Raw genomic sequence first — 10,114 nt, forward strand, 5'->3', positions numbered from 1 at the left:
TAAGTCTAAATTTTAATGAATAAACAATCTGTGATTATATTCAGAGGAATACCAAGATCAGGAAAAACAAGTTTAGCAAAAAAACTTTTTGAAAATTTAAAAGAAAAGGGATTTATATTACTTCAATATGACGAAATTTTTAAAATAAAAAAAGTATTTGAAAAGAAAAAAATGAGATTTTCAATATTTTATAACATTACAAAGGAACTTATAAAAGAAGGATATTCCTTAATTCTTGACTACTCTTTTACCTCAAAAAAGGAAATATCAAAAGTAATTAAATTTCTTAAAAGGAGAAAAATAATTTTCAGGATTTATCTTTTAAACCCACCCTTTGAAATTATACTTGAAAGGGATAAAAATTTTTTAGAACCAAAAGGGAAAGAAAAGCTACTTAAATTTTATAATAGATTGATGAAAAACTTTGAACCCTACTCCCTTGTTTTAGATACTGGGAAATTGAAAGAGGATGAAACTTTAAATATTTTAATGGAAGACCTTAAAAAAAATGATCTTATTTAAGGCTCACCCCGATTCAAAACCAAAGGATGGAATTGTATCAAAACACATAAACAGATACTTCTCTTCACTTTTTACAAAAATAATTATTAAAAAAAATATACATCCAAATAAGATAACTCTTATATTTTTAATACTCTTTTCTTTTTTTCTTATTTTATCAGGAATTTTAAGAAGTATTCTTTTAACAGGTTTTTTCTATCAATTAGCTTCAATTTGTGATGGAATTGATGGAGAAATTGCAAGAAAGAAAAATCTTACTTCTGAAGGTGGAGCACTTCTTGATACTGTAAGTGACTACATAGTTGATTCAATTGCAGCTTTTTCACTTGGGTATTCTCTTTCAAAATACAATTTTAATAATTTTTTAATTTTATTTATTACATCCTTTACAATAATGACAAGACTTTTAACTCAGTTTATTGTAAAAAATACAAAAGGTTTTAGAAGGCATATTATAAGAGACACAAGGGATTTAATTGTTTTTATTATCTTTATCTTTTCAATTTTAACAGAAATTTTCAAAAATCCTTATATAATGTTTTATGGATTAATTTTTATCAATGTATGGAGATGGGATAACGGTATTTACAGATTATACTGTTTTATTAAAAAAAATTCTTAAAGTCTTTTAACCCAGATTTCTTTTGACTCACCTACTCTATAAAAATCCTTAATCTCTGCCTCTTTTTTAAAACCCATTTTCTCATAAAACCTTCTTGCCCTCTTATGCTTTTCCTGTGTTTCAAGAACTATCATTCTTATTTTTCTTCTATTAACTTCATTTAAAAATTCTTGAAATAAAATCTCTGCTATCCCCTGACCGTAAAAATTAGGGTCAACCACAATCCATAAAAGCTCCATTACAGAATCAGCAAGAAAATTCTCTGAAAAAAGAATAAATCCAAGTAAATTACCATTTTCAAAAATACCTATCCCCTCGTATTCTCCCCTTTCAATTCCATCAAAAACATATAAACAGGTCTTTTTGTCCTTTTCATTAAAATCAGGAGTTCTATTTAATATATCAATAAAAGAAGACCTTACCTCCTTTGAGAGTTTTGTTACTTTTAATTCAAGAGTTTTCATAATTTTCTTCTCTCACAAGCTCTTTCTATCAATCTCTCTATAAAATGAGAATATGAAATTCCTCTAAATTCAAGGGCTTTATAAAAGCCAGAATCCCTTGAAATATCAGGATTGGGATTTGCTTCAATAAAAAAAATTTCGCCTTTAAAATCCATTCTTAAGTCTATCCTACCGTAATCCCTCATTTCAAGTATATTAAAAATTTTTAAGGATATATTTTCAATCTCCTTTTCCTTTTTTTTATCAAGTTCAGCTGGGTAAATAACAGGTGTTAAAACATAATCTTCGCTATTTTTATCCCATTTTGAACTATAGGTTAAAATTCTTGGTTCTGTTTTAAAGATTACTTCACCTATTCCTATTACCCTATCATCAAAAATTGAAACATTAAATTCTCTTCCATCAATATATTCTTCAGCAAAAAAAGGAACATTGTATTTTTCGAGTTCTCTAATCCTTCTTTTATAATCTTTTTCATTAAAAATTACATTTTTCTTTTCAATAAAGAGGCTTGAATCACTTTTTCTTGGTTTTAAAATAAGAGGGAAAAAAATTTTATCCTCCTCACCTATTACAAAAAATTTAGGAGTTTTAATTCCATAATGGCTTACTAAAATTTTTGCTTTAACCTTATCAAGACATAAAGAAAAGGATTCAGGAGGGGAACCGGTATAAGGAATTTCAAGGGTTTCAAGAATACCTGCTACCCAGCTTTCACCTTCGGGTTTTCCTTCAAAATCTTCACACAAATTAATAACAACATCAAAACCTTTCTTTTTTAAAATATCTATCCACTCAAGTTTTCTATCAACAGGTAATAAAAAAACTTCGCAGGAAAGGTTTAAAAGTGTATCTTTAACAAGATTAACCTCATCCATAACAGAAGCTCTATCAGGTAAATCTGATTCCTTGGGTTCGTTGTAAAGAATGCAGATTTTTTTATTTTTTAATTCCATATCTTTCAAAGGCACTCTCTAAAATCTTTTCTATGATTTCTCTATAACTTAAACCCATTTTATAAGCCATAATCGGAAAATCACTTGTTTCAGGGTTAAGACCAGGAAGTGGATTTATTTCAAGAAAATAAGGGTTAAAATTTTCGTCAAACCTGAAATCAAATCTTGAAAAATCTTTTAAATCAAGGGCTTTAAAAAGTTTTAAAACATACCTTTTTATTTCCCTTTTCTTTTCTTCAGGTATTTCAGGTGGAACAATATATTCAACCTCCTCCTTATAATTTCTCTTAACTTCAAGGGAATAGAGAAAATCTTCTTCCTTTAATCTTTTTGGTCTTATCTCCATCAATCCAAAGAATTTAATTTTTTCATTTCCAATTATACCTACGGTTACTTCTTTTCCGGGCACAAATTTTTCAACAAGCACAGGCTCTCTGTATTTTTCAAGAAGTTCTTTTGCTTTTTCTTTTAATTCATCGAGACTATTTACCTTTGAGGAAAGTCTTAATCCTATGCTTGAACCCTCATTTTTTAATTTCAAAACACAGGGAAAATCTTTAAATTTAAAATTTTTAAGTTCCTTTAAACTTTTAATAACCTTAAAACTCGGTGTTCTCACACCAATGGATTTAGCAAATCTCTTACATAACTCTTTATCTAAGGTAATACTTAAAGCAAGGGGGTCAGAACCTGAATAAGGGATATTGAGCATTTCACATACTGATGGAACATGTCCTTCCCTTGATCTTGTTCCAAACCCCTCAGCAATATTAAAGATAAAATCAACCTTTTCCTTTAAAATTTTCTCTATAAAATCTTTTCCACTACCCAAAAGTATAGTTTCAAAACCAAAACTTTCTATCGTTTTTTTTAGAGAATTAACAGTTATTTCTGAATCAAACTCCTCAAATATATCCTCGGGCAAATGAGGAGGCACTTCTTTAGGTTTTAAATCATAGGTTATTCCAATTTTCATAGAAAAATTTTAATTTAATTTTTAAATAAATTAATTTTTAATTAAACTATTTTCTGATTCTTCTTCTTTCCATTCGATAAGTTTTTTCAGGAATTAAGTATTCCTTTTCACCCTTTAAAAGACCAAAGATACCTTCTTTATTTATACCTTTTTGCCTTCCTTCTCTTTCAGAACCATTCCAGGTATAGGATATTATCATTCCTTCATAGTTTCTGAGAACAATCCTATCCTCTGACATTGAGATAACATAGTTTGGCATAACAGGAATTTTACCACCTCCATGGGGCGCATCAACAACATAAGTGGGAATAGCAAGTCCTGAAATATGCCCCCTTAAACCTTCAATTATCTCTATTCCCTTATAAACAGATGTTCTGAAGTGGGAAACTCCTTTTGTAGGGTCACAGTGGAATAAATAATAGGGTCTTACCTTTATCCTTAAAAGAGCTTTTAAAAGTTCTCTCATTGTCTCCACATTATCATTTATTCCCTTTAATAAAACAGACTGGTTATTAACAGGTATTCCACACTTTAATAAATTTAAAACTGCCTTTTTAGAAAGTTCGGTTATTTCCTTTGGATGGTTAAAGTGGGTATTCAACCATAGAAAATCATACTGGGATAAAAGATTTAATAGCTCTTGATCAAACAGTCTCATAGGAAGAGTCACAGGAACTCTTGAACCAAGTCTTACTACCTGGATAGAAGGAATAGTTTTTAGTCCGTCAAGTATAAATTTAAGTTTCAGAATTGGCAGGGTTAGAGGATCTCCACCTGAAAGAATTATATCATTTATTTCAGGGTGTTCTCTTAAATAGTTCAAAACCTTATCAAATTCCTGATAAACTTTAACAGTTCCGCCTTTACCGAGCAATCTTTTTCTTGTGCAGTGCCTGCAGTAAGTTGTGCAGAAATTTGTTGTAATAAGTAAAGCTCTATCAGGATATCTGTGAATTAAACCAGGGGCAGCTTCATCCTCCTCCTCTTCAAGAGGGTCTCTTACCCCTTTATAATCATGTAATTCATCAATACTTGGAATTGCCTGTTTCCTTATAGGGTCATCAGGATTTTCAGGATCAATAAGTGAAAGATAATAGGGAGAAATTAATATTGGAAATTTTCTCGCAACAAGTCTTATATCTCTCTTTTCTTTTTCAGTTAAAAAAGGAAAAGCTTCAAATAATTGTTCAGGAGTCCTAATTAAATTTCTTATTTGCCATTTATAGTCATAGAAAATTTCAGGTGGAACATCTTGATAGAGGGGCAATTTTTGCCAGAAGTATTTTTCTTCCTTTTTGAGAAGGACAGGCGAGGGGGGAGGTTCATCCCCCCTTAAGGTATCCTTGTTTTTATCTTCTTTTATTATTTCCATTTTTTATCCCTTTAAAGTTTTATTTTACTTAACAAAATTTTCAGTTAATAATAATAAATTAAAAAAAACAATTTGTCAAGAGTTTGTGGAAAACTTTTTCAAAAATAAATTAAAATTCAATATGTCCTTTGAAAGGGAAATAGGTGAAAAAATAAGAAAAATAAGAAAAAGTGAGGGTTTAACTTTAAAGGAACTTTCCCTGAGATCAGGTGTAACAAAGTCAGCCCTTTCCCAGATTGAGAGGGGTAAAATAACTCCCTCAATTTCAACTTTTAAATCAATTCTTGATGCCCTTGGTCTTTCCTTCTCTGAATTTTTTGAAAAAGAGGAAAAGGGAGTATTTTTTAAATTTGGAAAGTTTGATTATAAATTTATTGAGAAGGAAAATATAAATCTTACCCTTTTAACGCCTTTCGGGGGTAACAAATCCTTTGACATTTTAAAAGTTGAGATTCCTCCCTTTACATCAACAAGGGTAGAATCACCGCATCAAGGAGAAGAGGGTGGTTTTGTTCTAAAGGGAGCTGTTTATTTTCAGTTTGGAAAAAAGAAAATTAAAGTGGAAAGGGGTGAAAGTTATTTTTTTTATCCTGATAAAATTCATTTTTTTGAAAACAGATCAAAAAACAAATCCGCTATCATAATACACATAGTTTCACCTCCGAATATTGACATATTTTAATACTCTTATTTACCTTGTCAAAAACTTTGTTAAAAGATATTTTATTATGTAAAAAATTGCTCTTTTTGTTGGCATAATTTTTCCTATAAAAAATTTGGGAAGATAAAGGGCAAGAAAAAATCTGAAAATTGAAGAAAGAAAAAAGGAGACCTTAATTCCTATTTCTTCAATTTTAAAGCTTTTAACAAAAATTCCACCGAGATTGTTTCCTATAAAACTTCCTATACCTCCTATTGTTAAAAAAACTACCTGGTATAGGGGATTTTTTATTAACATTAAATTTATATATGAATGGGCAAGGTTTATTCCTGCCCATCCAAAGGTGCTTAAAAAACCATCTAAATAAATAAAATACCACATCCAAGGGGGTCTTATAATCCAGATTATAGGAATTATTGTTATAAAAAAAAGATTTATCTTTAAAGTTGTTCTCGGTGAAATCTTATCAACAAATTTTCCCCAAAATGGTTGAAAGATAGCACTACCTAAACCCATTGATACAGTCCATAGTGCTATCTCTAAATTTGTAAGTTTCATATACTTTACAGCATAGTATCCAAACATTGGGGCTGTTATGTTTATGAGAAGATTAAAAATAAAAATATAAGTAATAAATTTAACAAATTCTCTATCCCTAATAATTTCATTTAAATATTCACCTACACTGAATTTTTCTTCTATTTTTATCTCCTCCTGAAAGAAATAAAGAATAAGAGAAACAACAGACAGGAAAAATAAAATAACAAAAAGAACTTTGAAACCTATTCTTTCAAAGAGTATACCCACTACAAAAAAAGAAAAGGATTGGGCAAGGGTTATAACTCCCAGCCTCATCCCGAGGTATTCCCCTCTTCCTGAATCAAGACCCTTTAAAATATTTGAGAACCAGAAACTCCAGGCAGTGGAAGATATGTTTAAAAATATTCCTGATAAAAGAATTATTAAAAAAAGAATTTTAACCTTCCAGAAAATCTCAAAAAAGAATAAAATCCATATTCCCCTTGAAATAAATCCTGTTAATCCTGCTATTGTCATCGGTCTTCTCAAAAGAAAAAGAAAAAATACAGAAATAAAGGAAAAAACAAATGAGATATTAAAAAGGGAACTCATAAAGGCAACATCATGGGCATAAGCTCCTATCTTAACAGCAAAGGCAGTTATATAAACTCCATTGGATATGCCTGCATGAATACCTGAAACAATTCCTTCAAAAAGGGAAATATTTAAATTTCTTTTTATATTCATTAAAAAATATAAAAGTATAAATTTAATACAAAAAAATATTGAATTTCAAAGGAATAATTTCTTTTATTATATACTTGAATTTTTTAATAGCATAAAGTATAATAAGGAATCCTAACTTAAAGGAGGTAAAAAATGAAACCAACAGATATTTTAAAAAATGAACACAGATTAATTGAAAGAATGCTTAATGTTCTTGAAAAGTTTTGTGAGAAAGCAAAAGAAAACGAATTTAATAAGGGTGATGCTGAAAAAATGATTGATTTCTTTAAAAACTTTGCTGATAAATGTCATCATGGTAAGGAAGAGGATATGTTATTTCCTGAAATGGAAAGAGCTGGTATTCCGAGGGAAGGAGGTCCTATTGGTGTTATGCTTTTTGAACACATAGAGGGGAGAAACTTCATAAAGGGAATGGATTCTGCAATAAAAGAAAATAACTTTCAAAAATTTAAGGAAGATGCAATTTCTTATATAGGGCTTTTAAGGAATCATATTTTTAAAGAGGATAATATACTCTTTAATATGGCAGATATTCATATTGATAAAAAAACTCAGGAAGAACTTTTAGAAAAATTTGAAAAATTTGAAAAGGAAGTTATTGGAGAAGGGGTTCATGAAAAATATCATGAACTCATCCATGAAATGGAAAAAAATTATAAATAGGACCTTTCCTAAAAAGCACGGAGCCTGGTCAATATTTTTTATCTCAATATTTACAGGAACCTTATGTTCAAAGAATTTTAAACTTTTACCTTTTCTTTTACTTTTTCTTTCAAGTTTTTTTGCCTTTCTAATGCGGGAAAACATAAGCTTATTTTTAAAATTAAGAAAAGGGGATGAAAGAAGAAAGGAAATTTTTGAGATTTCTTTTATCTATTTAATAATAATTCTTTTAACCTTTTCGTTTCTTTTAATTATCTATAAATATTACTTATTAATTTTTATAGCTCTACTTGCCCTACTCATTACCCTTATCAGTTTTTATTTTTCAATTAATCGTCAGGAATTGTCAGTGCCTTCTGAGATTTTTGGAATATTGGGGCTTAGTCTTCTTTTACCTTCTTTTTATTACATTTCAAAGGGAGTTATTGATAGAGATGGAATATTTCTTTTTATATTTACCTTTCTATTTTTTTCCGGGAGTGTTTTTCATGTCAGGTATCTTGTTAGGAATAAAAACATATTATCAGAGAAATTTTCTGTAAGATTAAGGGTAGGGAAAGTTTCTCTTTTATATCATACTTTATTTCTTTTATTTTCCCTTTATTTTTCATATAGAGGTTTTCTTCCTTATTTAAGTTTTATTTCAGTGCTACCGACTTTTTTTAAATCATATTTTTTTGTTTTGAGAAAATTTGATAGGCCCCTTTCTTTAAAAAGAATAGGGATAACAGAACTTATATTATCAATAATTTTTGCCATTTTTATCGTTTTTGCTTATTTGAGAGATAATAGGAAATTAATATAACTTTATACTTTTTTTAACCCGCACTTCCCTTTTCCCATTTTTTGTATTTTAAAGGATTTTGGTCTCTTTATTAAAGTAACATCGCCATAGCATTCTTTAAATTGTTTTCCACATTTTTTTCTTTTTTTAGATTTTTAAAATTTATCTCTATAAATACAAAGAATATCTTCAATTTCTATTGGGCTAAGGTCCTTAAGTTCTTTTGGTAATTCATTAATTTGTAATGCTTTTTTCCCTTTTGTATTAAGACCTAAATTTTTGGCTCCTTCTTTTGTGCCAGCATGCAGATATACTTTATCAGGGGAATAAGCATCATATTTTTCAAACAATTTTATATAATATCTCTTTAAAATTTTTCATAGTCCACATTCTTTTATTATATTCCTCTCTACCAGTCTGGATTCTTTCTTTTTTCTTGTGAAACACAAACCATGTATAGATCAATCACATTTTTTATAATTACATATATTATTTTACTATTATATAATTCAATTTTGATAAAAATCAGTAAAAACTCTCTGTGAATACTCATGCTTTTTTATTCCTGAGATTTTTTATTTTCTTATATTTCCAAACCGTATCTATATTCCTCTTCTCGCATCCCATTTCTTATATAGATAGTTTCAAAACCTTCCTTTTGTTTTTCTAAAATTTTCTTTAATTTTTCACTTAATTTTCTTTCTATATTTGTCAAAAGATTTTCTTCGGATTTATTCATTTTTAATGTTTACTGCCTTAAAGGATATTAAAATTCAAAATTGAAATAATATATTTTATTTTTTTTATATTAATTTTTGGTCCTCTTCTTTAAATTTTCTTTTTTATTCTTTTAATTGTTGCCCTTGAAACCTTGAAAGCATATGAAAGAACATCATAAGGAACATTGTAAACTTCATTTAAATAAAAAATTGCTTTCTGGGTTTAAGTGTCTAATCTTCAACTTCTATTCCTAATTTTTGAAGAAATTTTTTTGCTTTTTCAAAATCTACTTTTATTCCTTCTTTTGATGCTTCTAACCCTCTATAATAGCCCGCGATATGGATTTTTTTATATAAATTCTCAAATCTTCTTCTTAAATCCCCATCTTTATGTAATAAATACTTATTTATACAATCTCTATATCCATCAGCACTTTGAGGAAGTTTTTCTTCGTCTATTTTCCCTGTCTTTAATAATGCATAATCAAGAGCCTTTAAAATAGAAAGCCATAAAGCCCCATAAGCTTCTTGAACATATTTTATTTCTTCATAATATTCTCCTTCATCATCCAAAGGAGATTTTTTTAATGTCTCTTCTGCATTTTTATACAACTTTATCGCCTCTTCTTTTATTTTCTCAATTTCTTCTGGATTTATTTTTAAATTTTCCATACTTATATTATAATCCTCTTCAATATTTTCTTGCAAATCCTCTACAAATCCTATAACTGCTTTTATTCCTTTTCCAAAATCTTTTATTCTAAATCTTTCAAAATTTTCTGCCGGGAGTTGTGGAAATCTATAATAATTTTTTGTCCTTTCATAAGTTCTATATTGAAAATCATGCTCTTTAAACCATCTCCTCGCCTCTTTTAAAGTCCATATGTTCCTATCAAAAAGAATTGATTGAATTTCTGAAGGGTTTTCTTGTGCCTATAAAAGATTCATACATTTATCTATTTAAAGGGATCCCCTGCAATCTCATCGTCTCCATATTGTCTTGCCTTTTATAGGCTGTAAGGAGCCCATTAGAAAAAATTCCTTCTTTTAGTTATTTTCAATCCCTCATAGGTAGGCTCAAAACCCACGATGTTGATATTGACCTTGTT

Annotated in this window: 13 protein-coding genes; 5 read left to right on the plus strand and 8 right to left on the minus strand. The window is 28.7% G+C overall.

What is annotated here, in order from left to right; translation table 11 throughout:
• Positions 1-15 precede the first annotated feature (15 nt).
• Both ABIN73_07455 and ABIN73_07460 read left to right on the plus strand, forming a co-directional pair.
• Positions 16-522 (plus strand): AAA family ATPase, encoded by a 507-nt coding sequence (locus tag ABIN73_07455; protein MEO0269557.1) that lies wholly within the window; start codon positions 16-18, stop codon positions 520-522.
• Complete coding sequence (locus tag ABIN73_07460; GenBank protein ID MEO0269558.1) at positions 509-1,144, plus strand: CDP-alcohol phosphatidyltransferase family protein; 636 nt, start codon at positions 509-511, stop codon at positions 1,142-1,144. The genes ABIN73_07455 and ABIN73_07460 overlap by 14 nt, the downstream gene beginning before the upstream one ends.
• Here ABIN73_07460 and ABIN73_07465 read toward each other — a convergent pair.
• The 4 genes from ABIN73_07465 to ABIN73_07480 are packed head-to-tail and all read right to left on the minus strand — an operon-like array spanning position 1,141 to position 4,912.
• Positions 1,141-1,608, minus strand: coding sequence for a GNAT family N-acetyltransferase (locus ABIN73_07465; protein ID MEO0269559.1), 468 nt, complete (start codon positions 1,606-1,608; stop codon positions 1,141-1,143). The two genes, ABIN73_07460 and ABIN73_07465, sit on opposite strands and share 4 nt — an antisense overlap.
• A complete protein-coding gene (locus tag ABIN73_07470) occupies positions 1,605-2,564 on the minus strand; it encodes a hypothetical protein (GenBank protein MEO0269560.1) in 960 nt (319 codons plus the stop codon). The genes ABIN73_07465 and ABIN73_07470 overlap by 4 nt, the downstream gene beginning before the upstream one ends.
• A complete protein-coding gene (locus tag ABIN73_07475; GenBank protein ID MEO0269561.1) occupies positions 2,548-3,540 on the minus strand; it encodes an ATP-grasp domain-containing protein in 993 nt (330 codons plus the stop codon). Before ABIN73_07475 ends, ABIN73_07470 begins: the two co-directional genes overlap by 17 nt.
• A 46-nt stretch (positions 3,541-3,586) precedes the next feature.
• On the minus strand, positions 3,587-4,912 hold the full coding sequence (locus ABIN73_07480; protein ID MEO0269562.1) for a KamA family radical SAM protein: 1,326 nt from the start codon (positions 4,910-4,912) through the stop codon (positions 3,587-3,589).
• Between the two features lie 121 nt (positions 4,913-5,033).
• Here ABIN73_07480 and ABIN73_07485 point away from each other — a divergent pair, with 121 nt between their 5' ends.
• Positions 5,034-5,594, plus strand: coding sequence for a helix-turn-helix domain-containing protein (locus ABIN73_07485; protein ID MEO0269563.1), 561 nt, complete (start codon positions 5,034-5,036; stop codon positions 5,592-5,594).
• Between the two features lie 9 nt (positions 5,595-5,603).
• Here the strand turns inward: ABIN73_07485 and ABIN73_07490 are convergent, their stop codons facing one another.
• Complete coding sequence (locus tag ABIN73_07490) at positions 5,604-6,839, minus strand: MFS transporter (GenBank protein MEO0269564.1); 1,236 nt, start codon at positions 6,837-6,839, stop codon at positions 5,604-5,606.
• A 132-nt stretch (positions 6,840-6,971) separates the two neighbouring features.
• Between ABIN73_07490 and ABIN73_07495 the strand changes: the two genes are divergently transcribed.
• Both ABIN73_07495 and ABIN73_07500 read left to right on the plus strand, forming a co-directional pair.
• Positions 6,972-7,502: a hemerythrin domain-containing protein gene (locus tag ABIN73_07495; protein ID MEO0269565.1), complete on the plus strand. Its 531-nt coding sequence runs from the start codon at positions 6,972-6,974 to the stop codon at positions 7,500-7,502.
• Positions 7,453-8,307 carry a YwiC-like family protein gene (locus tag ABIN73_07500; GenBank protein MEO0269566.1) on the plus strand — a complete coding sequence of 285 codons (855 nt, stop codon included), beginning with the start codon at positions 7,453-7,455 and terminating at the stop codon, positions 8,305-8,307. The genes ABIN73_07495 and ABIN73_07500 overlap by 50 nt, the downstream gene beginning before the upstream one ends.
• Positions 8,308-8,441: 134 nt before the next feature.
• Here the strand turns inward: ABIN73_07500 and ABIN73_07505 are convergent, their stop codons facing one another.
• The 3 genes from ABIN73_07505 to ABIN73_07515 all read right to left on the minus strand — a co-directional run bounded on the left by ABIN73_07505 (position 8,442) and on the right by ABIN73_07515 (position 9,677).
• A complete protein-coding gene (locus ABIN73_07505; protein MEO0269567.1) occupies positions 8,442-8,636 on the minus strand; it encodes a hypothetical protein in 195 nt (64 codons plus the stop codon).
• Between the two features lie 233 nt (positions 8,637-8,869).
• Complete coding sequence (locus ABIN73_07510) at positions 8,870-9,025, minus strand: hypothetical protein (protein MEO0269568.1); 156 nt, start codon at positions 9,023-9,025, stop codon at positions 8,870-8,872.
• 211 nt (positions 9,026-9,236) lie between these two features.
• On the minus strand, positions 9,237-9,677 hold the full coding sequence (locus tag ABIN73_07515; GenBank protein ID MEO0269569.1) for a DUF5618 family protein: 441 nt from the start codon (positions 9,675-9,677) through the stop codon (positions 9,237-9,239).
• Positions 9,678-10,114 lie beyond the last annotated feature (437 nt).

It is taken from the genome of candidate division WOR-3 bacterium, from assembly GCA_039804025.1.
In the GTDB taxonomy this organism is placed as follows: domain Bacteria; phylum Hydrothermota; class Hydrothermia; order Hydrothermales; family JAJRUZ01; genus JBCNVI01.

Bases quoted from the DNA above. Each gene is read 5' to 3' on its own strand.
- ABIN73_07455 (MEO0269557.1), top strand. From the start codon at position 16: ATGAATAAACAATCTGTGATTATATTCAGAGGAATACCAAGATCAGGA.
- ABIN73_07460 (MEO0269558.1), top strand. From the start codon at position 509: ATGATCTTATTTAAGGCTCACCCCGATTCAAAACCAAAGGATGGAATT.
- ABIN73_07465 (MEO0269559.1), bottom strand. From the start codon at position 1,608: ATGAAAACTCTTGAATTAAAAGTAACAAAACTCTCAAAGGAGGTAAGG.
- ABIN73_07470 (MEO0269560.1), bottom strand. From the start codon at position 2,564: ATGGAATTAAAAAATAAAAAAATCTGCATTCTTTACAACGAACCCAAG.
- ABIN73_07475 (MEO0269561.1), bottom strand. From the start codon at position 3,540: ATGAAAATTGGAATAACCTATGATTTAAAACCTAAAGAAGTGCCTCCT.
- ABIN73_07480 (MEO0269562.1), bottom strand. From the start codon at position 4,912: ATGGAAATAATAAAAGAAGATAAAAACAAGGATACCTTAAGGGGGGAT.
- ABIN73_07485 (MEO0269563.1), top strand. From the start codon at position 5,034: ATGTCCTTTGAAAGGGAAATAGGTGAAAAAATAAGAAAAATAAGAAAA.
- ABIN73_07490 (MEO0269564.1), bottom strand. From the start codon at position 6,839: ATGAATATAAAAAGAAATTTAAATATTTCCCTTTTTGAAGGAATTGTT.
- ABIN73_07495 (MEO0269565.1), top strand. From the start codon at position 6,972: ATGAAACCAACAGATATTTTAAAAAATGAACACAGATTAATTGAAAGA.
- ABIN73_07500 (MEO0269566.1), top strand. From the start codon at position 7,453: ATGAAAAATATCATGAACTCATCCATGAAATGGAAAAAAATTATAAAT.
- ABIN73_07510 (MEO0269568.1), bottom strand. From the start codon at position 9,025: ATGAATAAATCCGAAGAAAATCTTTTGACAAATATAGAAAGAAAATTA.
- ABIN73_07515 (MEO0269569.1), bottom strand. From the start codon at position 9,677: ATGGAAAATTTAAAAATAAATCCAGAAGAAATTGAGAAAATAAAAGAA.